Origin of the sequence: Streptomyces sp. NPDC093600, from assembly GCF_044764755.1 — a bacterium.
Lineage (GTDB): Bacteria > Actinomycetota > Actinomycetes > Streptomycetales > Streptomycetaceae > Streptomyces.
Genome location: NZ_JBIWIU010000012.1, coordinates 186,824 through 210,169, shown reverse-complemented (window position 1 = coordinate 210,169; position 23,346 = coordinate 186,824). Strand labels below are relative to the sequence as shown.

Sequence of the window (23,346 nt, the reverse complement as noted above, 5' to 3'; positions counted from 1 at the left end):
CCGTGCGTGCTCGGTCGCTCGTTCCTCGCGACCTGTGCGCGCTCGACCCTGTTCCCCCGGCGCGCCCTTCGGCTCACTCGCCGGGCGGTCGTAGAGGCCCAGGGGGCACCGGCTCACTCGCCGGGCGGTCTACGGGGTCGCTCGGTCAGCCGGCGATGAGCAGGGCCTCGGAGGCGACCGGGCGGTAGCCCGCCGCCTGGAAGACGCGGACGCTGCGGGCGTTGCCCGGTGACTGCTGGGCCCAGACCACCTCGTCCGGAGTCAGATGGCGGGCGGCGATGGCCAGCGCCCGGCCCAGACCGCGGTGCCTCACCCGCTCGTCGACCTCGATCGCCGCCTCCCAGCGCCCGGCCACGCCCCGCCCGAGGATCACCACACCGCCGTCGGCCGCCCACACCCGTACGTCGTCACGGAACTTCATCGCCCGTGCCACCCGCGGATGCTCCGGATCCTCGATCTCCCGCAGCGCCAACTCCGGCTCGCCCGGCAGCGCCGGAGCGACCGTCAGCAGATCGATCGTGTTCATGTGCCGGCCCGTCCGCCGCATCAGGGCCGCGAGGAACCCCGGGTTCATCGAGGCCGCCAGCGGGTCGCCCGACGCGGCCGCCAGCTCCGCCCGCACCCATCCCGGGTCCTCGTCCGTGAAGACCACCGAATGCGCCGTGAAGGCCAGCACCCCGGCGTCCCGCCCGTTCGGCTGCGGCACCACCACCGTCGTTCCGTCCGGCGCCGGGAACCGCCCACGCGCCGCCGCCGCCAGGATCCGCGCCACATCGCTGCTCATACCCCCATGATCCGCCACCCGGCGGCCCGATAATCTGAGCCCCGTCATCGCAGCATCGAGAAGGGGCGGAAACAGTGGCGGACATCGAGTCGGCACGCAGGGCGTTCGAGCGGTTCGACGTGGACGGGGACGGCCTCATCACCGCCGCCGAGTACAAGAGCGTCATGGCGCAGCTGGGCGACTTCCACGTCACCGAGACGGTCGCCGAGGCGCTGATCAACCAGCGCGACGGCAACGCCGACGGCAAGCTCTCGTGGGACGAGTTCTGGGCGCACCTCGACAAGGGCACCACGCAGGCCTGACCACCGGGCGGGGACGGGCGGCTCGCGCGTACGTACGTGAGTTGCCGCCCGTCCGGCCCTCGGTGACGATCGTCCGGTGACGCCTCCCGGACCCATAGGCACCCCGATACGTCTGACGGCGGCCGTCCTCGGAGCGCTCGCCGTCCTCACCGTCGCCCTGCTGGGCGCCGGATTCGCCCAGGCGGGCACCGGAGAGCTCCCGATCCCCGCCGCCGGCACCACCACGCTGCTGCGGATGTTCGTCCTGGCCGCCCTCGCGGTCCACCTCGGCGAACTCGCCGGCGTCCGGCTGGCCGGCCGCGGCCCGCTGCCGCGCCGCTGGTCCGTGCCCGCCGCGCTGCTCGGCGCCGCCGCCTCCGCCGCACTCCTCCTGCTCCTCGCCGCCGTCAGCGGCCTCGGCCTCACCACCGTGTACGGCATGCGCGAGGGCCGGCTGCTCCTCGTCACGGCCAACGCCTTCGCCCTCGCGGCCCTGTGCGCCGCCGGCCGCCGCCCCGCGCTCGCGCTCCTCCCGCTCGCCGCCGTGATCGGCGCCGAGGCGCTGCGCGCGCACCCGGAGACGTACAGCCCCGCGGTCGGTGTCTCGCTCACCGTCGTCCACCTGACGGCGGCCTCGCTCTGGTTCGGCGCCCTGCTGTACGTCCTGCGGACCATGCGAATACGGCGGGGCGGCCGCGAGGTGCTCGTCCGCTACGCCCGGACGGCGGCCTTCCTCTACGCCGCCCTCGTCGTCACCGGCACCCTCTCGACCCTGCGCCGCCTGCCCCTGGACGTCGTCCTGGCCACGGCGTACGGCAGGGTCCTGCTGGCCAAGGTCGCCCTGGTCGGCGTGGCGAGCGTGCTCGCTCTGACCGCCCGGCGGCGCATGCTCCGGGGCCAGGACGCCCAGGCGCCCGCCAGGATCGAACTGGGGGTGCTGGCGGCGATCGTGCTGATCTCCGCGGTGCTCACGGTCGTGCCGGACCCGCACTGGCTCAGCCCCGCGTGACCCGGCGGGCGACCACGCCCCGGTCACCCGAACGGCGGTACGGAGCCCCGCCGGCCCGACCTGCCCGACGGCCCTGGTGCGGGCCGCCCTCGACCGCGTACCGTGCCCGTGCATTCTGTCGAACACATGGGTGGGGATGAGGGGCGTCGTGACAAGCACGCGAAGGCTGTTCCTGGGGGCGTTCACGGCGGGGGCCGTGACGGTGGCGGCGGGATCCGGAACCGCGTCGGCGGCCGAGACGGGGAGCCAGGCGGAGGAGGACGTGGTCTTCGCGGGCGAGGTGAAGGCCCGCAACTTCATGACCGAGGCAGGCACCACGTCGACCTTCCGGACGACGTCCACGGCGACGACCTGGAAGCTGCACGCGCTGACCGTGCTGCAGGACGGTGTGGCCGGGAACGGCGTCGCTCTGAACATCGACTCCAAGAACCCGGACGATTCGGCGATGTACCTGTCCGGCACGGAGAAGGCCCGGGGCACGCTCAAGATCCTGCACCGCGGCTACCGGGACGCCTCGGACGGGGGCGCAGCCGCGGTCTCCATCTACCTGGAGACGACCGGGGCCGAAGAGGACAAGGCGGGCGGGACCGCCGCCCAGGGCATTCTCGTCACCCACACCACCGGGGCCACCAAGGGCAACCTCATCACCCTGCGGAACAACGCCGTGGACGACTTCGTGGTGAAGGGCTCAGGAGCGGTGGGCATCGGTGTCCCGATCGGCGCCACGCCCCGCGGCCGCGTGGAGATCGCCCAGCGCGACTCCCTGATCGGTCTGCTGATGCAGGCCAACACGGACCCCGACAGCCGTCTGGTGGAGCTCCGCGACCGGGCGGGCACAGCCAAGGTGCGGGTCCTCAACAGCGGGACGCTCGCCGCGCACAACGCCCAGTTCGGAGTCGCCGGTGCCGAATCGTTCGGCGGCGGCGACGGGGTCGTCGGCATCCGCAACGCCACCACCCCGCCCACCACCAAGCCGTCGAACGGCGGCGTCCTGTTCGCCGAGGGCGGCGCGCTCAAGTGGCGCGGCTCGGCCGGCACCGTCACCGTCATCGCCCCGGCCTGATCCGCACGCGACTCTTCGAGGCACCCATGGAACTCACTCCCGAGCAGCTCGTGTCCGAATTCCAGGACGCGGTGATGGAGCTGTACTTCGCCCGCAAACGCATCGCGCACCTCGAGGCCGAGAACGCGGCTCTCAGGCAGCGGCTCGCCCTCGCCACCGAGCCACCCGCCACGGAGGGCCCCTGACCCCACCGAAAGCGACGAACGCGCACCTGGCACGCACGCTCTCCCCATACTCCGTGTGGCCCTGTCGGGAACGGCGTACGGGTGTGGGGCGCCGAACGACGTCCTAGGCTCGGCTGAGTCGGGGGCTGCGTCGTCCGGATCTCTGCGAGGTGCTGAGCGTGTGGAAACGTGTCGCGCGGGCTACCGCAGCTGCTTCGCTCATTGCCCTGGCGGTTGTCCCACCGGCAGGGGCGGTGTCCCCAGCGGCGAAGTTCGATGCTCAGGCAGAGGCTATCTGCGCCACGGCGAAGGGGCATCTGTACGCCGGGTCACTTGAGCGGGCGAAGGAGCTCTACACCTCGGTGGAGGCAAGTGACGGGGAGGAGAACTGTGCCGTCGACGGCCTGAAGAGCGTCGCAGTGCAACGCCAGCTGGCAGCGGTGTGGGTCACCGAGGGGCAGAGACTGATCCGTACCGGAGACCTCGACAGGGCAAGGACCGCGTTCAAGGTCGGATTGAGGAAGGACCGGGGCAACGCCGAGGCCGCGGCGGGTATCGCGCAGGTGGCCAGGCTCAAGGAACGTCCGCACCCCACCGCATCGAGCAACTGGGATCGCTTCTACGAAGACTGGGTGAAGCTGCTCGGCCGGCTGGTGCTGTTCAGCGCCGTCGCACTGGCCGTCCTGTACGCGCTCGCCGGCATGGCCTCGCGCGTCTTCGTGAGGGTCAACGCGGTCGCGTGGCCGACTCCTCTGAAATGGATCGTGGGTGGCGTCGGCTCCTCCCTGATCTTTGGCGCGGGGGTGATGCTTCCGCTCTTCGCGATGTTCGAGCCGTTCACCCCCGGAGGGCCATTGATCGGATGCGCGGGCGCCGTGAGTGTGGCGATCGCGCTGGGCGCTGTCGTGCTGGTCCTGGGGACGACGATCCGCAAGCCCCCGCACGACTGGAAGCACTGGTTGGGCCTGCTGATCTGCCTCGTCGCCGCAGCCGTTACGGCTTGCGCCCTGCTCACGGTCCCCCTGGGCCATGAGACACGCCTCATGGTGGCCTACATCGTCCTCGCGTTCGTCGGCGTCCTGCTGACGGGGGCCGCGTTGGGGCAGAACCTGCGACTTCAGGTCGAGGTGCAGAAGGCCGACGGCGCGGTGAGCGCGGCCGCCACCGATTACCTGCTCGCCCGGATGAAGGGACTCGGCACCGAGTCGCCGAAGGCGCTCGACCGTGCCACCTCGGCGCTGACCACCACGCCGCTCAGCAAGATCACCAGCGAGGAACTGAGCGCGTTGCCCGCCGGGAAGATCGCGGGTGCGCTGTCTCGTCTCTTCTTCACGCTCAGACCGGACCTCACTTGGAGGGCACGGGTCACGCTCGTGGACGACGACCGCGTCGCCATCAGCCTGTCCCGCAACGGCCGCCACGTCCAGAGTGTGGTCTTCAGCAGACCCGATCTCGGCCTCGCGGCGATCCCCACCGGGTCGGAGGAGGCCCAAAGCCCGGCCGCTCGGGATCGTGCCTGTGCCCAGATGCTCACCGGGGCCGCCGCCTTCATCCTGCTGCGGCTCAGCGAGGCGCATTTGGAGCTCCAGGACGATCTGTGTGGGGCCCGGCACTGGAAGAGCGTCGCGCTGCAGGTCATCGCCCGGAGCAAGTCACTCATCGACGAGGTCGAGGATCAGCGTGCGGAACGCGTGAAGCTGCTGAGCAGAGCCATGGATCAAGACCCTGAGTACCTGCTGGCGCGCTTCGAGTACATGTGGGCGGCCTATGAGCGCATTCCCCCGGAAGAGACGGACCACGCCGCGTTCGCGAAGTCGATCGATCAGCAGTACGTCACTTCAGGCCTAGCGGAGAAGGGAGACGCGGCCGAGGGTTGGGCTCCGCTGCGGATCCGGGTCATGTACAGCAGCGCCACTCAATGGCTCAACGGCTATGTGGCCGGCGGCAAGAGCGACGTGACCGCGCTGCGGGAAGCAGCGCGGTCCGCGGCGGAGCTCAACCGTCTGTGTACGTTCCCTTGGAAGAGAGAACAGTTGACTCGGCAGTCCGAACAGATGCTTCCCTTCGCCGAGAACCTGATGCACAGCGTCGAGGCGCTGTGCGGATGCGCCCCCCAAGCGGACGCGGCATGGCTGCACCCCCACGAGCATGCTCCTCCCTCACCGCGGCTGACGTACGACCACGCCTGCCTGGATTGTTTTCTGGCGGACCTGGGTCAGAACCGTGCGCTACGGCTGCGGGAGGCGGTCGAAGACCTGGAGTTCGCTGTCGCCACCGACGAGGACAAGAGCTCCGCGGCCACCGATCCCTGTTTCGGCGACCTGCGGGCCGACGACCGGTTCAGGCGCCTGGTGGGTACGACCCCGCCGGCGCACTTCCTGGACCTTACGGTGCTCGCCGCGTACAAGGAGCCGCTGACGGAGGCCGGAATCATCTCCGCCTCAGACCTCCTCCGTAAGACGGGGAGCAGCACGCAGCAGGCCCGGCTGGCGGATTACCTGAAGGTCTCTCCCGTGGTGGTCGACCGGCTCCGCGAGGTGGCGATGCTCGCTCGGATCCATCCGGACCTGAGCGACCCTCGCATGCTGCACCTGCTCATCGCTGTGGGCGCTGGCTCCCCGGCGGCTCTTCGCGAAGCGGCCCGTGGACACTGGAAGCGACTGATCAGACAGATCCGTGACCAGGCTGCTCAGGACCAGATGAGTCCGCGCGGTGTGAGGATGCCATGGTTCTGGCTAGTCGCCGCCCGCCGCTGACCGGCTGGAAGGCGGCCAACGCGCCGGTCATGGCCTTATCACCTCAGCACTCGATGATGTTCACCGCGAGACCGCCCCGCGCGGTCTCCTTGTACTTCACCGACATGTCGGCGCCGGTCTCCTTCATGGTCTTGATGACCTTGTCGAGGGAGACCAGGTGGCTGCCGTCGCCGCGCATCGCCATCTTCGCCGCCGTGACCGCCTTGACCGCCGCCATGCCGTTGCGCTCGATGCACGGGATCTGGACCAGGCCGCCGACCGGGTCGCAGGTCAGGCCCAGGTTGTGCTCCATGCCGATCTCGGCGGCATTCTCCACCTGCTCCGGGGTGCCGCCGAGCACCTCGGCGAGGGCGCCGGCCGCCATCGAGCAGGCCGAGCCGACCTCGCCCTGGCAGCCGACCTCGGCGCCCGAGATCGAGGCGTTCTCCTTGAAGAGCATGCCGACCGCGCCGGCCGCGAGGAGGAAGCGGACCACGCCGTCCTCATCGGCGCCTGGCACGAAGTTCATGTAGTAGTGCAGGACCGCCGGGATGATGCCGGCCGCGCCGTTCGTCGGGGCGGTGACCACCCGGCCGCCCGCGGCGTTCTCCTCGTTCACGGCCATCGCGTAGAGAGTGATCCACTCCATCGCGAGCGCCGCCGGGTCGCCCTCGGAGCGCAGCTTGCGGGCCGTGTTCGCGGCGCGGCGGCGGACCTTGAGACCGCCGGGCAGGATGCCCTCGCGGGACATGCCGCGCGCGACGCACGCCTGCATCACCCGCCAGATCTCCAGGAGGCCCTCGCGGATCTCCTCCTCGGTGCGCCAGGCCTTCTCGTTCTCCATCATCATCGCGGAGATCGACAGGCCCGTGTCCTTCGCCAGGCGCAGCAGCTCGTCACCGGTACGGAAGGGGTACTTCAGGACCGTGTCGTCCGGGACGATCGGGTTCTCGCCCTGGACCGCGTCCTCGTCGACGACGAAGCCGCCGCCGACCGAGTAGTACGTCTTCTCCAGGACCAGGGCGCCCTCGGCGTCGTACGCGAAGATCGTCATGCCGTTGGCGTGGTACGGCAGCGCCTTGCGGCGGTGCAGGATCAGGTCCTCGTCGAAGTCGAAGGGGATCTCGTGGGCCCCGACCAGGTTGATCCGGCCGCTCGACTTGATCCGCTCGAACTCCTCGTCCGCCTTCTCGACGTCGACCGTGCGCGGAGAGTTGCCCTCCAGGCCGAGCAGGACGGCCTTCGGGGTGCCGTGGCCGTGGCCGGTGGCGCCGAGGGAGCCGTACAGCTCCGCCCGTATCGAGGCGGTGTGGGCGAGCAGGCCCTCGTTCTTCAGCCGGCGGGCGAACATCCGCGCCGCACGCATCGGACCCACCGTGTGGGAGCTGGACGGGCCGATGCCGATCGAGAACAGGTCGAAGACCGAGATGGCCACGGGGAACTCCTTGTGGGGGTGGTAGACGCCGTTGTCTGCCGGGGTGGTGCAGAACGCAGCGGAGCGGGGAAACGGGCTGGGGCACCGCGCTCACATTCCATTGTGCGCGGTGCCCCGGAGCTTTCGTACGAACGAGACCTGGAACTAAAGCGTACGAAATTACTTCAGGCCGGGGTACAGCGGGTGCTTCTCCGCGAGCGCGGTCACCCGGGCCTTCAGCGCCTCGGCCTTGTCGGCGTCGAAGCCGGGCTTGAGGGCCTCGGCGATGATGTCGGCGACCTCGGTGAAGTCGTCGGTGCCGAACCCGCGGGTCGCGAGCGCCGGGGTGCCGATCCGCAGGCCGGAGGTGACCATCGGCGGGCGCGGGTCGTTCGGGATGGCGTTGCGGTTGACCGTGATGCCGACCTCGTGGAGACGGTCCTCCGCCTGCTGCCCGTCGAGCTCGCTGTCGCGCAGGTCGACCAGGACCAGGTGGACGTCGGTGCCGCCGGAGAGGATGGCCACGCCGTGCTCGGTGACATCGGCCTTGACCAGGCGCTCGGCGAGGATGCGGGCACCCTCGACCGTGCGCTGCTGGCGCTCCTTGAACTCCTCCGAGGCCGCGACCTTGAAGGAGACCGCCTTGGCCGCGATCACATGCTCCAGCGGGCCGCCCTGGAAGCCGGGGAAGACCGAGGAGTTCAGCTTCTTCGCGAAGTCCTTCTTGGCCAGGATGATGCCGCCGCGCGGGCCGCCGAGCGTCTTGTGCGTGGTGGAGGTCACCACGTCCGCGTACTCGACCGGGTTGGGGTGCAGCCCGGCCGCGACCAGGCCGGCGAAGTGGGCCATGTCGACCCACAGGTAGGCGCCGGTCTCGTCCGCGATACGGCGGAAGGCGGCGAAGTCCAGCTGGCGCGGGTAGGCGGACCAGCCCGCGATGATCACCTTGGGGCGGTGCTCCTTGGCGAGGCGCTCGACCTCGGCCATGTCGACCAGACCGGCGGCGTCGACGTGGTAGGCGACCACGTTGAACTGCTTGCCGGAGAAGTTCAGGCGCATGCCGTGGGTGAGGTGGCCGCCGTGGGCCAGGTCCAGACCGAGGATGGTGTCGCCGGGCTGGGCCAGGGCGAACAGCGCGGCCTGGTTGGCGGAGGCGCCGGAGTGGGGCTGGACGTTGGCGTACTCGGCGCCGAAGAGGTCCTTGACCCGGTCGATCGCGATCTGCTCGGCGACGTCCACGTGCTCGCAGCCGCCGTAGTAGCGGCGGCCGGGGTAGCCCTCGGCGTACTTGTTGGTGAGAACGGAGCCCTGGGCCTCCATGACCGCGACCGGAGCGAAGTTCTCCGAGGCGATCATCTCGAGGGTGGACTGCTGACGGTGGAGCTCGGCGTCGACAGCGGCGGCGACGTCCGGGTCCAGCTCGTGAAGAGGGGTGTTCAGCACAGACATGAATCGATCCCTAAGGGGTCTCAGTTCCCGGCGGAGAACTCGGCGTACTCGTCGGCGGAGAGCAGGTCGTCCGGCTCGCCCGTGACGCGTACCTTGAACAGCCAGCCACCCTCGAACGGAGCGGTGTTCACCAGGGAGGGGTCGTCCACGACGTCCTGGTTGGCCGCCACGACCTCGCCGGTGACGGGGGAGTACAGGTCGCTGACGGACTTCGTCGACTCCAGCTCGCCGCAGGTCTCGCCCGCGGTGACCGTGTCGCCGACCTCGGGGAGCTGGGCGTAGACGACGTCACCGAGCGCGTTGGCCGCGAACTCCGTGATGCCGACCGTCGCGACGCCGTCCTCGGCGTCCGACAGCCACTCGTGCTCCTTGGTGTAGCGCAGCTGCTGGGGGTTGCTCATGACCTGATTCTCCTGGATCGGGGGAGTGCTGATGAACGTGGGTCTTGCGGGATGAGACGAGAGGTGAGACGGGCGGTGGGACGGGTCCCGCCGGGAAACGTCACTTCCGGCGCTTGTAGAACGGCAGCGCCACGACCTCGTACGGCTCGTGGGTGCCGCGGATGTCCACACCTACACCCGGCGTGCCCGGCTCGGCGTGCGCCGCGTCCACGTACGCCATGGCGATCGGCTTTCCGAGGGTCGGGGAGGGGGCGCCGGAGGTGACCTCGCCGACGACCTCGCCGTTCGCGACGACCGGCATCCCGGCGCGCGGGACCCGGCGGCCCTCGGCGACCAGGCCGACGAGCTTGCGCGGCGGGGCGGTCTCGGCGCGCTCGGCGGCCTTCTCCAGCGCCTCGCGGCCGACGAAGCGGCCGTCGTTGGTCGTCTTCTCGAACTTGACCACCCGGCCGAGACCGGCGTCGAACGGCGTCAGGGAGGTGGTCAGCTCGTGCCCGTAGAGCGGCATGCCCGCCTCCAGGCGGAGCGTGTCACGGCAGGACAGACCGCAGGGGATCAGACCGACCGGGGCGCCGGCCTCCGTCAGCGCCTTCCAGACGCCCTCGGCGTGCTCGGGCTTCAGGAACAGCTCGAAGCCGTCCTCGCCGGTGTAGCCGGTACGGGCGATCAGCGCGGGGACCCCGGCGACCGTGCCGGGCAGACCGGCGTAGTACTTCAGCCCGTCCAGGTCGGCGTCGGTCAGCGACTTCAGGATGCCGGGGGACTCGGGGCCCTGGACGGCGATCAGCGCGTAGGCGTCACGGTCGTCACGCACGTCGGCGTCGAAGCCGGCCGCCCGCTCGGTGAGCGCGTCCAGGACGATCTGCGCGTTGGAGGCGTTGGCGACGATCATGTACTCGCGCTCCTGGAGCCGGTACACGATCAGGTCGTCCAGGATGCCGCCGTCCTCCTGGCAGATCATCGTGTAGCGGGCCCGGCCCACGCCCACCGTGGAGATGTTGCCGACCAGCGCGAAGTCGAGCAGCTCGACGGCCTGCGGCCCGGCGACGGTGATCTCCCCCATGTGGGAGAGGTCGAAGAGACCCGCCTTCGTGCGGACGGCGTTGTGCTCGTCCCGCTCGCTGCCGTAACGCAGCGGCATGTCCCAGCCCGCGAAGTCGGTCATGGTCGCGCCCAGGGAGCGATGCAGGGCATCGAGGGCAGTCAGGCGGGGTGCAGTGCTCATGGGTGTGGCTCCCGGATCCCAGGGCGAAAAAAATCATGACGGACGAGGACGATCCTCCCCATCTGTCATGGAACCTGAGAGGTTCACCGAGAGCATCCTCGGCTTGCACCTTGGGTGGGGCGCGACGACGCGCCCGCTTTTCAGATCTGCCTCATCCGCGCGGTACGGGGCCTGAGAGATTCAAGGGAGGGTCTTGCTCCTTCGGCGCCCGGACTGCTACAGCACTGCTACAGCCTGTCCGGGACTCTCCCGCGCGGATTCGAGCGGCCGGTATGTGGTTGTGTGCGCTTGGCGCGCACATCATTGCACGCGGGTCCTGATCGGCAAATCGCTTGTGCCTCATTACCGTCTCTTTACACTTCTTGGGGAAGGGTCTTCAGGACCCGACAGGGGGAGAAGCGATGACGTTCCAGCGAACCGGCGCCTACGCGGCCACCGGCATACCGGCCCAGCGCGCCCGGGCCAGGACCCGCCGCCGCGCCGCCGCGCGCCTGCTCCGCGACCTGCGCGACCGGGACGGGCGCGGCCCGAGCGTGCTCGCCTTCGCCGCCGGCGACCTGGTGGTCGTCTCCGGGCTGCCCGGCAGCGGCAAGTCGACGCTGCTGCGCCAGGCCGCCGACGGACGCGGCATCGACTCGCAGGACGCCCGCGAGCGCTGGGAGGCGCGGATGCCCCGCTTCCTGCCGTACGCCGTCTACCGCCCGCTGGTACGCGTCTCGCACTACGCCGGGCTGCGCCGCGCCCTGCGCGCCGGCCGGAGCGTGATAGTCCACGACTGCGGCACCCAGTCCTGGGTGCGCAACTGGCTCGCCCGCGAGGCCCGCCGCCGCGGCCGCTCCCTGCATCTGGTCCTGCTCGACGTCACCCCCGCCGCCGCCCGCGAGGGCCAGCGGGAGCGGGGCCGCGGGGTGTCCGGGTACGCCTTCGCCCGCCACCGCCGGGCGGTCGGCCGGCTGCTGCGCTCCGTCGAGGCGGGCCGGCTGCCCCGCGGCTGCGCCTCGGCGACCCTGCTCGACCGGGACGCCGCGGGCGCACTCCGGAAGATCGCCTTCCGGGACACGCACTGACCGGCGGGGGAGCGGCGGCGTCCCGGACCGGCCCGCTCCGTACGCTTGTGGCCACGACGGCGCCGGGGCGGCGTTAGGGTTCTGCCCCGAGGGCGCGTGACCAGACGCGTGAGAAGGGGAAACCAGACCGTGGACGTTACGTGGCCGGGCAATGAGCTCGAAGAGGTACTGGCCGCCTCGCTCGGCAATCCCGCCGCGGGCGGCCGGCTCGTCGAGGTCCTCGGCCGCAGCCCCGTCTGGGTGCCGCTGCCCAACGGCGGCAGCCCCGAGAGCACCGACCTCGACCTGCCCACGATGGAGATCGACGGCATCCCGTACGTCCCCGTCTTCAGCTCCGAGCAGCAGTTCCTGGCCTGCGTCGGCAGCCACATGTCCTTCACCGTCGCGCCCGCCCGCGAGTTCGCCCGCGGTCTGCCGCCGCAGCTCGGCATCGCCGTGAACCCCGGCGGCACCGTCGGCGCCCCGCTGCCCCCGCCCGCCGTCGCCGAACTCTGCCGGGCCGGACGCACCCCGCTGGACGGCCCCGCGAGCGGCGGCCGGGTGCGGCTCTTCGAGCCCGACTGGCAGGACGACCCCGTCGACTTCCTCTCCGCCGCGGCCGCCGAGTTCGAGGCCACGGGCGTCGTCCTCACCGCCCGCCGCGCCCTCGCCAGCGTCGAGGGCACCGAACCCGCCCTCTTCGTCGGCGTCCAGCTCGCCGGCTGGGACGGCGTCGACCGCAACGCCCCGCTCGACGCCCTCGGCCGCGCGCTCGGCCGGGTCGAGGTGGCCTGGCCGGTCAATCTCATCCTCCTGGACGTTGCGCAGGACCCCGTGGCCGACTGGATGCTGGACCGGGTGCGCCCCTTCTACCAGCGGACCGACGGCTGAGCGGGGCAGCACGGCAGTGAGCGTCATTAAGCTGGACCGGTGGACGGAAGAGGGGCGGGACACAGGGTGAGCGCGTCAGGCACCGCTGCGGCCGGACAGGTCGAGCACATGCTGCGCCAGGTGGCACCCGGACGCTACGAAGCGTACGAGCGACTGCTGCACGCCCTCGCGGACGGCGACGTCTGGATGCTGCTCTGGCACGGCCAGGCCGGCTCGCCCGACGCCCAGTACGGCAACATCGAGATCGACGGCCTGGGCTACGCCCCCTGCGTCACCTCCGCCCAGGAACTGGCCGCCTCCGGCTGGAACCGCGCCCACGAGGTGGTCACCGGCCGCGACATCGCCCGCGCCCTCTACCCCGACCGCTGGGGCATCTGGCTCAACCCGCACGACTCCGGCGGCGGCGTCGGCATCCCCTGGGCCGACCTGCGCCGGATCGCCACGGGCCTCGACCGGATGCCCGCCGGGCCGCTGCGGCTGACCGAACCCGCCCTGGAAATCCCCCAGTTCTACGCCCTGCTGACCCAGAACGCCCACCGCACCCCCTCCGTGAGGGCGCTGCGCCGCGCCTGGGTGCAGCCCGCGCTCGGCTCCGCGTACCTCGCCATCGGACTCGACCTCTACGACACCTCCCCGGCCTCGGTCGACGCCGTGCGGGCGATGATGGGCCGGTCGATCTCCGCCGTCCCCGACGGGCTGCCCGTCTCGACGGTCGCGATGTCCGACGAGTACGACCCGGTGGCGATGTGGCTGCGCGCCAACGCCCGCCCCTTCTACGACCGGGACGCCCACGCCGCCCCCGCCCCGCAGACCCCGGGCCTCGGATACCCGCCGGCCGCGCCCCGTACGTACTGATTCGCACCCTTCCGTCTCCCCAATTCCGGCCCCCGCGGGCGCTGTTGAGGGACATGTCCGTTCTGCTGGATTAGAGGGTGAGATGGTCCGCTCACGCGATCACGACGTCCGGATAACGGAAGGCAACGCACCGCATCACGTTTGAGCAAACATTCCCCGCTGGGTCTGGCGGGTGATCGCGAACACATTGAAGACTCCCCGGAACACCGGGCGTTCGGCCGTCATGGCCGGTGCCCCGCAGTTGTTCCACCAAGCCGCTACCCGCGGCGGGCAAGGGCCGGCTACCGGCGGCCGAGAGGGGTCCTCACCACGATGACGGCACCACTGCACGAGACGAGTGCGGCCGAGTCGACCGCGGCCGTCGACGCCGTGCCCGAAGGCCCCGCCGACGTGATCCAGGGCCGTTCGCCCTGGCAGATCGCCTGGACGCGCCTCAAGCGCGACCGACTGGCCCTCGCGGGCGGCGCCGTCGTGATCTTCCTGGTCCTGGTCGCGATCTTCGCGCCGGTGATCGTGGGCCTCCTCGGCCACCCGCCGGACGAGTTCCACGAGGACCAGATCGACCCGCTCTTCGGCACCCCGATCGGCCCCTGGGGCGGCATCAGCTCCGACTTCCTCCTCGGAGTCGAGCCGGTCAACGGCCGCGACGTCTTCAGCCGGGTCGTCTACGGCGCCCGGATCTCGCTCCTCGTCGCCGTCCTCGCGGCGCTCTTCGCGGTCGTCCTCGGCACCATCCTCGGCATCGTCGCCGGCTTCTTCGGCGGCTGGGTCGACGCGGCGCTCAGCCGGGTCATGGACGTCATGCTCGCCTTCCCGCAGCTGCTCTTCACCATCGCCCTGGTCTCCGTACTGCCCAACGAGATCCTCGGAGTCTCCGGGTCCGGCGTACGCATCGGCGCCCTGGTGGTCGTCATCGGCTTCTTCGGCTGGCCCTACGTGGGCCGGATCGTCCGCGGCCAGACCCTCTCGCTGCGCGAGCGCGAGTACGTCGAGGCCGCCCGCAGCCTGGGCGCCGGCCGCCTCTACATCCTGCGCCGGGAGCTGCTGCCCAACCTGGTCGCGCCGATCATGGTCTACGCGACCCTCATGATCCCCACCAACATCCTCACCGAGGCGGCGCTCAGCTTCCTGGGAGCGGGTGTGAAGCCTCCCACCGCTTCCTGGGGCCAGATGCTGTCGACGGCCATCACCACCTATGAATCGGACCCCCTGTTCATGGTGATCCCCGGCCTGGCGATCTTCATCACCGTTCTGGCGTTCAACCTCTTCGGTGACGGCGTGCGTGACGCGCTCGACCCGAAGGCCGCTCGCTGAGCGGCTGCCAGCCCGCACAGACCCGCCCCTGCCGCTGGTGACAGGAGGCAATCAACACCGGCGGACCCGCCCCGACGGCCGCCACTATTCCGGAGGTTGCGAGACCATGAACCTGAACAGCTCTTCACGGCGCAGAATCGCCGCGGGCGCACTGCTCGCCGCGGCCACCATGGTCGTCACCACGGCGTGTGGCGGCGGAAACGGCGGAGGCGACAGCAAGTCCGGCGCGGCCGGCTTCAACGCCGCGGTGAACAAGATCGCCAACCCTTCCGACAAGAAGGGCGGTGAGCTGAAGTTCATCGGCTCGCAGGAGGCCGACTCCTGGGACCCGCAGCGCGGTTACTACGGCTTCGTGTGGGACTTCGCCCGCTACTACACCCGCCAGCTCGTCACCTTCAAGGCGGCCCCCGGCGCGGCCTCCACCGAGCTTGTCTCCGACCTCGCCACCGACACCGGCAAGGTTTCGCCCGACGGTCTCACCTACACCTTCACGCTGAAGGACGGGGTGAACTGGGAGGACGGCAAGCCGATCACCTCCAAGGACATCAAGTACGGCATCGAGCGCATCTGGGCCCAGGACGTCATCTCCGGCGGCCCGATCTACCTCCAGCAGGTCCTCGACCCCAAGGGCGAGTACAAGGGTCCGTACAAGGACACCTCCCCGGACAAGCTCGGCCTGAAGGCGATCGAGACCCCGGACGACAAGACCATCATCTTCAAGCTGCCGGTCGCCAACGGTGACTTCCTGCAGATGCTGGCCATGCCCGCCGCCTCCCCGGTCCGCCAGGACAAGGACACCAAGGCGCAGTACGGCCTGAAGCCGTTCTCCTCCGGCCCGTACAAGTGGCAGTCGTACACGCCCAACAAGTCGATCATGCTGGTCCGCAACGACAAGTGGGACCCGAAGTCGGACACCGTCCGCAAGGCGCTTCCGGACAAGATCAGCGTCAAGTTCACCACCAACGCCGACGACATGGACAACCGCCTGATCGAGGGCGAGTACGACCTCGACCTCAACGCCACCGGCGTCGGCGCGTCCGCCCGCGGCAAGGTGCTCCAGCAGCACAAGGCGAACGCGGACAACCCGCAGACCGGCTTCATCCGCTACGCGGTCTTCCCCCAGACGGTCGTTCCCAACATCGAGTGCCGCAAGGCCATGATCTACGCGGCCGACTCCAAGTCCCTCCAGACCGCCCGCGGCGGCCCGCAGGCCGGTGGCGACATCGCCACCAACATGCTGCCGCCGGCGATCAAGGGCGCCGACCCGAAGGCCGACCCGTACGGCAAGCTCTCCGGCAAGCCGGACATCGCCAAGGCGAAGGAGGCGCTGAAGAAGTGCGGCAAGCCGAACGGCTTCAAGACCACCATCGCCGTCCGTAACAACAAGAAGATCGAGATCGCGACCGCCGAGTCCCTCCAGCAGTCGCTGAAGGCCGTCGGCATCGACGCCCAGATCGACCAGTTCGACGGCGCCCAGACCTCCGGCATCATCGGTTCGCCGAAGGTGGTCAAGGACAAGGGCTACGGCATCATCATCATGGGCTGGGGCGCCGACTTCCCCAGCGGCCAGGGCTTCCTGCAGCCGCTGGTCGACGGCCGGTTCATCCTGCAGAGCGGTAACAACAACTTCTCCGAGCTGAACGACCCGGCCGTCAACAAGCTCTTCGACGAGGCGCTGAAGGAGACCGACCCGGTCAAGGCCGGCGAGCTCTACAAGCAGATCAACACGAAGGTCTCCGAGGCGGCGGTCTACCTGCCCTTCACCCACGAGAAGAACATCATCTGGCGCTCGTCGCGACTGACCAACGTCTACACGGCCGACGCCTACAACGGCCGCTACGACTACGCGTCGCTCGGCGTCGTCAAGTAGGTCGAGTCCGTCGAGTGTCCACCAACTCGCTCCACCGGCGCACCACCCGCCGCTAGGTCCGAAGGGCAGGTGATGGCCGCTCACGGTGGCCGGGGACCCCGATCGGGATCCCCGGCCACCGGTCGGCCGACCGCATGCTTGCATATATCGTCCGACGGCTGTTCGCCGTCGTAGTGATGCTGATGGTCGTCACCCTGGTGACGCTCAGCATCTTCTTCCTGATCCCCAAGATGACCGGCAGCGACCCTGCCGCGATGTTCGTCGGCAAGCAGGCGGACCCTGCCTCGATCGAAGGCATCCGGCAGAAGCTGGGTCTGGACGAGCCGATCCTGGTCCAGTTCTGGCACTTCGTCTCCGGAATCTTCGTCGGCCGCGACTACACCGGCGGCGGCAGCACGATCCACTGCGCGGCACCCTGCTTCGGCTACTCGTTCCGCACCGAGCAGGACGTCTCGACGATGCTGGTGGACGCCTTCCCCGTCACCCTCTCCATGGTCATCGGCGCCGCGATCCTCTGGCTCCTCATGGGCGTCTCGACCGGTGTCGTCTCCGCCCTCAAGCGGGGCACCGTCGTCGACCGCGTCGCGATGATCACCGCGCTCGCCGGCGTCTCGCTCCCCATCTTCTTCACCGCCATGCTGGCGATGCTGATCTTCCGCACCCAACTGGGCTGGCTCAACGCCTCGTACGTGCCGATCGGGGAGTCCTTCGGCGGGTGGTTCGGCGGCCTGCTGCTGCCCTGGGTCACGCTCGCCTTCCTCTACGCGGCGATGTACGCACGGCTCACCCGCGCCACGATGCTCGAAGTCCTCGGCGAGGACTACATCCGTACCGCACGGGCCAAGGGTCTGCCGGAGCCGGTCGTGCTCGGCAAGCACGCCATGCGCTCCACCATGACCCCCATCCTGACCATCTTCGGCATGGACCTCGGCGCCCTCGTCGGCGGCGCGATCCTGACCGAGACCGCGTTCAACCTGCAGGGCCTCGGCTGGATGGCCATCAAGGGAGTCAGCGAGCGCGACCTGCCGCTGATCATGGCGGTCACCCTCATCACCGCCGCCTGTGTCGTCCTCGCCAACCTCGTGGTGGACCTTCTGTACGCGGTGATCGACCCCCGAGTGAGGCTCGCATGACGGACAAGCTTCTGAAGACCGGAGCCGCTGTGGGCGAGCCGGTCGCGTCCGGGAGGTCCGCGCCGTCCGACGCCTTCCTCGACGTACGCGATCTGAAGATCCACTTCCCGACCGACGACGGCGTGGTCAAGTCCGTCGACGGCCTCACCTTCCAGCTGGAGAAGGGCAAGACCCTCGGAATCGTGGGCGAGTCCGGCTCCGGCAAGTCGGTGACCTCGCTCGGCATCATGGGCCTGCACACCGTCGGCCAGTACGGCCGCCAGAAGGCGCGGATCTCCGGCGAGATCTGGCTCAACGGCCAGGAACTGCTGTCCGCGGACGCCGAGTCCGTCCGCAAGCTGCGCGGCCGCGACATGGCGATGATCTTCCAGGACCCGCTCTCCGCGATGCACCCGTACTACACGGTCGGCGCCCAGATCGTGGAGGCGTACCGCGTCCACAACGACGTGGACAAGAAGACCGCCCGCAGGCGGGCCGTCGAACTCCTCGACCGCGTGGGCATCCCCGAGCCGGCCAAGCGGGTCGACAGCTACCCGCACGAGTTCTCCGGCGGTATGCGCCAGCGCGCCATGATCGCGATGGCGCTGGTCAACAACCCCGAACTGCTCATCGCCGACGAGCCGACCACCGCCCTCGACGTCACCGTCCAGGCGCAGATCCTCGACCTGATCCGCGACCTGCAGAAGGAGTTCGGCTCCGCGGTCATCATGATCACGCACGATCTCGGTGTCGTCGCCGAGGTCGCCGACGACATCCTCGTGATGTACGGCGGCCGGTGCGTGGAGCGCGGACCGGCCGAGGCGGTCTTCTACGAGCCGCAGCACCCCTACACCTGGGGCCTGCTCGGCTCGATGCCGAGGATCGACCGGGAGCAGACCGACCGGCTCATCCCGGTCAAGGGCAACCCGCCCAGCCTCATCAACATCCCGAGCGGCTGCGCCTTCAACCCGCGCTGCCCGTACGCGGACGTGCCCAAGGGCGGCATCACGCGCACCGAGCGCCCGGAGCTGCGGCTCGCGACGAGTGACGAGGGCTCCGGCCGTCACCACTCCGCCTGCCACATGTCGCAGGAAGAGCGGACCCGGATCTGGACCGAAGAGATTGCGCCGAAGCTGTGAGCGAGAACAACACGACGGGGACGACCCCCGAGCCCCTGCTCAAGGTCAGCGGCCTGGTGAAGCACTTCCCGATCAAGAAGGGGATGCTGCAGCGCCAGGTCGGGGCGGTCAAGGCGGTCGACGGCATCGACTTCGAGGTGCTGCCCGGCGAGACCCTCGGCGTCGTGGGCGAGTCGGGCTGCGGCAAGTCGACGATGGGCCGGCTCATCACCCGTCTCCTCGAACCGACCGGCGGGACGATCGAGTTCGAGGGCGTGGACGTCTCCCACCTGGGCGTGGCCAAGATGCGGCCGCTGCGCCGTGACATCCAGATGATCTTCCAGGACCCGTACGGCTCGCTGAACCCGAGGCACACGGTCGGCTCGATCGTCTCGGCGCCGTTCAGGCTCCAGGGCGTCGAGCCCGAGGGCGGGGTGCGCAACGAGGTCCAGCGGCTGCTCGGCCTGGTCGGCCTCAACCCGGAGCACTACAACCGCTACCCGCACGAGTTCTCCGGCGGCCAGCGTCAGCGCATCGGCATCGCCCGGGCGCTGGCCCTGAAGCCGAAGCTGGTCGTGGCCGACGAGCCCGTCTCCGCCCTGGACGTCTCCATCCAGGCGCAGGTGGTCAACCTCCTGGACGACCTCCAGGAGGAGCTGGGCCTCACCTATGTGATCATCGCCCACGACCTGTCGGTCATCCGGCACGTCTCGGACCGGATCGCGGTGATGTACCTCGGCAAGATCGTGGAGCTCGCGGACCGGAAGTCCCTGTACGAGTCGCCGATGCACCCGTACACCAAGGCCCTGATGTCCGCGGTCCCGGTGCCGGACCCGCGCCGCCGGGGCGCGAAGAGCGAGCGGATCCTGCTGACCGGTGACGTCCCGTCGCCGATCGCCCCGCCGCCGGGCTGCCGGTTCCACACCCGCTGCTGGAAGGCGACGGCGGTCTGCAAGACCGACGAGCCGCCCCTGGTGGAACTCCGCCCGGGCCAGCGCGTGGCCTGCCACCACCCGGAGAACGCGGAGGGCGTCACCGTGCCGGGGGCACGGGAGTCGGTGGAGGTGTCGCTGCCGAAGGCGGGGCTTTCGGCCGACGCGTCCGGCGCGGGCTCCCCGGAGGAGACGGGCGAGGCCAGCACGTCCAAGGAGTGACGGCGGGACGCCGCCGGACGGGCTCGTCCCGTCAGGTTTTCGCGGGAGGGGCGGGGCAGGGGAGACCTGCCCCGCCCCTCCCGTGTGGGGCCGGCGGCGACGGAGGGGCGTACGGGCCCGGCAAGGTTCCGCGCCACGGAGAGGCGTAAGCGCCCGGCAAGGTTGTGCGCGACGGTGAGGCGTACGCGTCCGGCAAGGTTCTGCGGCACGGCGAGGCGCCGGCGCCCGCCCGTCGTGGCCGCCGTGGCTCGTGCCGCCGGACGCCTGGCGAGCCGGGTCGGATCGGGCCCGGGCCCGGTGCTCCCGCGGCGGTCGTCGGGCCCGGGCCCGGTGCTCCCGCCGCGGTCGTCGGGCCCGTGCCGCTGTCCGCCCGCCGCGGCCGTCGTGACCCGTGCCCCCGCTCGCCTGGCAGGCCCCGCGCGCCCCACCCGTCACAATGGGCGCCGTGGTCCACGATCTGTTCACCCCTACCGTCCAGCACGCGCTCGACCTGGTCGGCATCTTCGTCTTCGCCATCTCCGGCGCTCTGCTCGCCGTCCGCAAGAACTTCGACGTCTTCGGCATAGCCGTCCTCGCCGAGGTCACCGCGCTCGGCGGCGGCCTCCTGCGCGACCTGATCATCGGCGCCGTACCCCCCGCCGCCTTCACCGATCTCGGCTACTTCCTCATGCCGCTCGTCGCCACCGTGCTGGTCTTCTTCCTCCACCCCCAGGTCGAGCGCACCCAGACCGCCGTGAACGTCTTCGACGCCGCCGGCCTCGGCCTCTTCTGCGTCACCGGCACCACCAAGGCGTACGAGTACGGCCTCGGCCTCACCTCCTCCGCCGCCCTGGGCCTCGCTACCGCCGTCGGGGGCGGTGTCCTGCGCGACGTCCTCGCCAACGAGGTGCCGTCCCTGCTCCGCTGGGACCGCGACCTCTACGCCGTGCCCGCCATGGTCGGCGCCACGATGGTCGTCCTCTGCATCCGTTTCGACACGCTCAACGCCTTCACCAGCGGCGCGGCCGTCCTCACGGCCTTCGCGCTGCGCCTGCTCGCCATGCGCTACCACTGGCGCGCCCCCCGTGCCTGGAACCGGCGCTCCTCCGCTCGCGAGGAGCCCGAAAAAGCTACCGCTCAGTAGTTACCTGCTGTACCGTCGGGCGCATGAGCACGAGCACCGAGACGGCCGCGTCGACGGCCACGGCGAAGAGCCCGGCGACGGCCGCGTCGCCCAGCCCGGCGAAGTCCCCGGCGACGAGCGAGTTCGACCGCGACACCGCCGTCACCCTCCGCGCCCCGGGCGTCTACGACGCCGATCTCTCCGCCGGCTGGACGATCATCCACGCCGTCAACGGCGGCTATCTCCTCGCCCTGCTCGGCCGCGCACTCGGCGACCACCTCCCGCACCCGGACCCGTTCACGATCTCGGCGCACTACCTCACGCCGTCCGTGCCCGGCCCGGCGGTGATCCGCACCGAGACGGTCCGCACCGGCCGCACCCTCTCCACCGGCCAGGCGTCCCTCTTCCAGTACGTCGAGGACGGCACCGAGGTGGAGCGCATCCGCGTCCTCGCCTCGTACGGAGACCTCGACGCGCTCCCCGACGACGTACGCACCACCGCGCACCCCCCGGCCATCGCGCCCATCGAGAACTGCTTCGGCACCTCGGACGGCCCCACGCCCCAGATCCCCGGCTCCTCCGCGATCACCGAGCGGCTCGACATCAGGCTCGACCCGGCCACCGTCGGCTGGGCCGTCGGCGCGCCCTCCGGCAAGGGCGAGATGCGCGGCTGGTTCGGCCTCGCCGACGGCCGCGAGCCGGACCCGCTCTCGCTGCTCCTCACCGTCGACGCCCTGCCGCCGACCTCCTTCGAGCTCGGCCTCAAGGGCTGGACCCCGACCGTCGAGCTCACCACCCACATCCGCTGCCGCCCGGCCCCCGGTCCGCTGCGCGTCTCCATCACCACCCGCAACCTCGCCGGCGGGTTCCTGGAGGAGGACGCCGAGGTCTGGGACAGCGCGGACCGCCTCGTCGCCCAGTCCCGCCAACTGGCCCGCGCCCCGCGCGGCTGACCCCTCGGTCGACTCCCGCGGCCGACCGGTCGGCAGCGGGAGCCGGTTTCGTCCGGCCCGCTGCCGCCCACCGGGCCGGGCCGCCGAACGCACGCCGGGTGGTTCACGGTCGATGAGGCGAGGGCGCTATCCGGCCACGCGCCCGAGGCGGGCGAACGGCCTCGTAGAATCAAGAAACCATGGCTTACCTCGACCACGCCGCGACCACGCCCATGCTGCCCGAGGCGATCGAGGCGATGACCGCCCAGCTCGCCGCCACCGGCAACGCCTCCTCCCTGCACGCGGCCGGGCGGCGTGCCCGGCGGACCGTCGAGGAGGCGCGCGAGACGCTCGCCGCCGCCCTGGGCGCCCGGCCCAGCGAGGTCGTCTTCACCTCCGGCGGCACCGAGGCCGACAACCTCGCCGTCAAGGGCCTGTACTGGGCCCGGCGGGCCGCCGACCCCCTCCGCACCCGCGTTCTGGCCAGCCCCGTCGAGCATCACGCCGTCCTCGACGCCGTCGACTGGCTCGCCACCCACGAGGGCGCCACCGTCGAGTACCTCCCCGTCGACCTGTACGGCCGCGTCCACCCCGCCGCCCTGCGCGAGGCGATCGCCCGCGAGCCCGAGACCGTGGCGCTCGCCACCGTCATGTGGGCGAACAACGAGATCGGCACGGTCATGCCGGTCCGCGAACTCGCGGACGTGGCCAAGGAGTTCGACGTCCCCCTGCACGCCGACGCCGTCCAGGCGTTCGGCCAGATCCCGGTCGACTTCGCCGCCTCCGGCCTCGCCGCCATGACCGTCTCCGGCCACAAGATCGGCGGCCCCTACGGCATCGGCGCGCTGCTCCTGGGCCGCGAGTACAGCCCCGTACCCGTCCTGCACGGGGGCGGGCAGGAGCGCCATGTCCGCTCCGGCACCCTCGACGTACCCGCCGTCGCGGCCTTCGCCGTCGCCGGCCGGCTCGCCGCCGAACGGCGCGAGGAGTTCGCCCGCGAGATCGGCGCCCTGCGCGACGATCTGGTCGCCGCCGTCCTCACCGCCGTCCCCGACGCCATCCTCGGCGGGGACCCGGTCGAGCGGCTCCCCGCCAACGCGCACTTCACCTTCCCCGGCTGCGAGGGCGACTCCCTGCTGCTGCTCCTGGACGCCCAGGGCATCGAGTGCTCCACCGGCTCGGCCTGCACCGCCGGCGTCGCCCAGCCGAGCCATGTCCTGCTCGCCACCGGCACCGACCCGGACCTCGCCCGGGGCACCCTGCGCTTCACCCTCGGCCACACCTCCACCCGGGAGGACGTGGCGGCGGTCGCCGAGGCGATCGGCCCGGCCGTCGAACGGGCCCGGACCGCCGGCCTCACGTGACCTCGCCTCACGCGGCCTCGTCTCACGCGGCCTCGTCTCACGTGACCTCGCCTCACGCGGCCT

General features: G+C 70.7%; 21 protein-coding genes and 1 riboswitch. Of the genes, 16 read left to right on the top strand and 5 right to left on the bottom strand.

Annotated features, from left to right (window positions below; all coding sequences use genetic code 11):
* Positions 1-145: 145 nt before the first annotated feature.
* Positions 146-784, bottom strand: coding sequence for a GNAT family N-acetyltransferase (locus ACIRB4_RS26630; protein ID WP_403294697.1), 639 nt, complete (start codon positions 782-784; stop codon positions 146-148).
* Between the two features lie 74 nt (positions 785-858).
* On the opposite strand from ACIRB4_RS26630, the gene ACIRB4_RS26625 reads away from it, so the two are divergent.
* The 5 genes from ACIRB4_RS26625 to ACIRB4_RS26605 all read left to right on the top strand — a co-directional run bounded on the left by ACIRB4_RS26625 (position 859) and on the right by ACIRB4_RS26605 (position 6,057).
* The gene (locus ACIRB4_RS26625; protein WP_403294696.1) at positions 859-1,086 is read left to right on the top strand and encodes an EF-hand domain-containing protein; all 228 of its coding nucleotides are present in this window, start codon (positions 859-861) and stop codon (positions 1,084-1,086) included.
* Positions 1,087-1,162: 76 nt separating this feature from the next.
* A complete protein-coding gene (locus ACIRB4_RS26620; protein ID WP_403294695.1) occupies positions 1,163-2,074 on the top strand; it encodes a CopD family protein in 912 nt (303 codons plus the stop codon).
* 148 nt (positions 2,075-2,222) lie between these two features.
* Positions 2,223-3,137 carry a hyaluronoglucosaminidase gene (locus ACIRB4_RS26615; protein WP_403294694.1) on the top strand — a complete coding sequence of 305 codons (915 nt, stop codon included), beginning with the start codon at positions 2,223-2,225 and terminating at the stop codon, positions 3,135-3,137.
* Positions 3,138-3,163: 26 nt separating this feature from the next.
* Positions 3,164-3,322 carry a hypothetical protein gene (locus ACIRB4_RS26610; RefSeq protein WP_403294693.1) on the top strand — a complete coding sequence of 53 codons (159 nt, stop codon included), beginning with the start codon at positions 3,164-3,166 and terminating at the stop codon, positions 3,320-3,322.
* Positions 3,323-3,480: 158 nt separating this feature from the next.
* Positions 3,481-6,057 (top strand): DUF4332 domain-containing protein, encoded by a 2,577-nt coding sequence (locus ACIRB4_RS26605; protein WP_403294692.1) that lies wholly within the window; start codon positions 3,481-3,483, stop codon positions 6,055-6,057.
* A 43-nt stretch (positions 6,058-6,100) separates the two neighbouring features.
* Here ACIRB4_RS26605 and ACIRB4_RS26600 read toward each other — a convergent pair whose 3' ends face one another.
* From ACIRB4_RS26600 to gcvT, 4 genes are all read right to left on the bottom strand, one after another.
* Positions 6,101-7,471: an L-serine ammonia-lyase gene (locus ACIRB4_RS26600; protein WP_403294691.1), complete on the bottom strand. Its 1,371-nt coding sequence runs from the start codon at positions 7,469-7,471 to the stop codon at positions 6,101-6,103.
* Between the two features lie 159 nt (positions 7,472-7,630).
* A complete protein-coding gene (glyA, locus tag ACIRB4_RS26595) occupies positions 7,631-8,899 on the bottom strand; it encodes a serine hydroxymethyltransferase (RefSeq protein ID WP_403294690.1) in 1,269 nt (422 codons plus the stop codon).
* A 20-nt stretch (positions 8,900-8,919) separates the two neighbouring features.
* Entirely contained in the window at positions 8,920-9,300 is a 381-nt protein-coding gene (gene gcvH / locus ACIRB4_RS26590; RefSeq protein WP_356891120.1) for a glycine cleavage system protein GcvH, read from the bottom strand.
* 100 nt (positions 9,301-9,400) lie between these two features.
* On the bottom strand, positions 9,401-10,525 hold the full coding sequence (gene gcvT / locus ACIRB4_RS26585) for a glycine cleavage system aminomethyltransferase GcvT (RefSeq protein WP_403294689.1): 1,125 nt from the start codon (positions 10,523-10,525) through the stop codon (positions 9,401-9,403).
* Between the two features lie 150 nt (positions 10,526-10,675).
* A riboswitch (glycine riboswitch) is annotated at positions 10,676-10,787 on the bottom strand.
* A gap of 139 nt (positions 10,788-10,926) precedes the next feature.
* Between gcvT and ACIRB4_RS26580 the strand changes: the two genes are divergently transcribed.
* The 11 genes from ACIRB4_RS26580 (at position 10,927) to ACIRB4_RS26530 (ending at position 23,283) form a co-directional block, all read left to right on the top strand.
* Positions 10,927-11,592, top strand: a complete 666-nt coding sequence (locus ACIRB4_RS26580) for an AAA family ATPase (RefSeq protein ID WP_403294688.1) — start codon at positions 10,927-10,929, stop codon at positions 11,590-11,592.
* 129 nt (positions 11,593-11,721) lie between these two features.
* Complete coding sequence (locus tag ACIRB4_RS26575; protein ID WP_403294687.1) at positions 11,722-12,462, top strand: enhanced serine sensitivity protein SseB; 741 nt, start codon at positions 11,722-11,724, stop codon at positions 12,460-12,462.
* Between the two features lie 66 nt (positions 12,463-12,528).
* Positions 12,529-13,317, top strand: coding sequence for an enhanced serine sensitivity protein SseB C-terminal domain-containing protein (locus ACIRB4_RS26570; protein ID WP_403294686.1), 789 nt, complete (start codon positions 12,529-12,531; stop codon positions 13,315-13,317).
* 312 nt (positions 13,318-13,629) lie between these two features.
* Entirely contained in the window at positions 13,630-14,631 is a 1,002-nt protein-coding gene (locus ACIRB4_RS26565; RefSeq protein WP_403294685.1) for an ABC transporter permease, read from the top strand.
* Between the two features lie 106 nt (positions 14,632-14,737).
* A complete protein-coding gene (locus ACIRB4_RS26560) occupies positions 14,738-16,501 on the top strand; it encodes an ABC transporter substrate-binding protein (RefSeq protein WP_403294684.1) in 1,764 nt (587 codons plus the stop codon).
* Between the two features lie 134 nt (positions 16,502-16,635).
* Entirely contained in the window at positions 16,636-17,634 is a 999-nt protein-coding gene (locus ACIRB4_RS26555; RefSeq protein ID WP_403294683.1) for an ABC transporter permease, read from the top strand.
* The gene (locus ACIRB4_RS26550; protein WP_403294682.1) at positions 17,631-18,752 is read left to right on the top strand and encodes an ABC transporter ATP-binding protein; all 1,122 of its coding nucleotides are present in this window, start codon (positions 17,631-17,633) and stop codon (positions 18,750-18,752) included. Before ACIRB4_RS26555 ends, ACIRB4_RS26550 begins: the two co-directional genes overlap by 4 nt.
* On the top strand, positions 18,749-19,885 hold the full coding sequence (locus ACIRB4_RS26545; protein ID WP_403294681.1) for an ABC transporter ATP-binding protein: 1,137 nt from the start codon (positions 18,749-18,751) through the stop codon (positions 19,883-19,885). The genes ACIRB4_RS26550 and ACIRB4_RS26545 overlap by 4 nt, the downstream gene beginning before the upstream one ends.
* A gap of 445 nt (positions 19,886-20,330) precedes the next feature.
* Entirely contained in the window at positions 20,331-21,008 is a 678-nt protein-coding gene (locus ACIRB4_RS26540; RefSeq protein WP_403294680.1) for a trimeric intracellular cation channel family protein, read from the top strand.
* A 23-nt stretch (positions 21,009-21,031) separates the two neighbouring features.
* Complete coding sequence (locus ACIRB4_RS26535) at positions 21,032-21,940, top strand: thioesterase family protein (protein ID WP_403294679.1); 909 nt, start codon at positions 21,032-21,034, stop codon at positions 21,938-21,940.
* A 179-nt stretch (positions 21,941-22,119) separates the two neighbouring features.
* The gene (locus tag ACIRB4_RS26530) at positions 22,120-23,283 is read left to right on the top strand and encodes a cysteine desulfurase family protein (protein ID WP_403294678.1); all 1,164 of its coding nucleotides are present in this window, start codon (positions 22,120-22,122) and stop codon (positions 23,281-23,283) included.
* Positions 23,284-23,346 lie beyond the last annotated feature (63 nt).

Excerpts from the sequence above, each read along its gene's own strand:
- ACIRB4_RS26630 (WP_403294697.1), bottom strand. The coding sequence starts at position 784 with ATGAGCAGCGATGTGGCGCGGATCCTGGCGGCGGCGGCGCGTGGGCGG.
- ACIRB4_RS26555 (WP_403294683.1), top strand. The coding sequence starts at position 16,636 with ATGCTTGCATATATCGTCCGACGGCTGTTCGCCGTCGTAGTGATGCTG.
- ACIRB4_RS26530 (WP_403294678.1), top strand. The coding sequence starts at position 22,120 with ATGGCTTACCTCGACCACGCCGCGACCACGCCCATGCTGCCCGAGGCG.
- glyA (WP_403294690.1), bottom strand. The coding sequence starts at position 8,899 with ATGTCTGTGCTGAACACCCCTCTTCACGAGCTGGACCCGGACGTCGCC.
- ACIRB4_RS26565 (WP_403294685.1), top strand. The coding sequence starts at position 13,630 with ATGACGGCACCACTGCACGAGACGAGTGCGGCCGAGTCGACCGCGGCC.
- ACIRB4_RS26550 (WP_403294682.1), top strand. The coding sequence starts at position 17,631 with ATGACGGACAAGCTTCTGAAGACCGGAGCCGCTGTGGGCGAGCCGGTC.
- gcvT (WP_403294689.1), bottom strand. The coding sequence starts at position 10,525 with ATGAGCACTGCACCCCGCCTGACTGCCCTCGATGCCCTGCATCGCTCC.
- ACIRB4_RS26560 (WP_403294684.1), top strand. The coding sequence starts at position 14,738 with ATGAACCTGAACAGCTCTTCACGGCGCAGAATCGCCGCGGGCGCACTG.
- ACIRB4_RS26610 (WP_403294693.1), top strand. The coding sequence starts at position 3,164 with ATGGAACTCACTCCCGAGCAGCTCGTGTCCGAATTCCAGGACGCGGTG.
- ACIRB4_RS26580 (WP_403294688.1), top strand. The coding sequence starts at position 10,927 with ATGACGTTCCAGCGAACCGGCGCCTACGCGGCCACCGGCATACCGGCC.
- gcvH (WP_356891120.1), bottom strand. The coding sequence starts at position 9,300 with ATGAGCAACCCCCAGCAGCTGCGCTACACCAAGGAGCACGAGTGGCTG.
- ACIRB4_RS26535 (WP_403294679.1), top strand. The coding sequence starts at position 21,032 with ATGAGCACGAGCACCGAGACGGCCGCGTCGACGGCCACGGCGAAGAGC.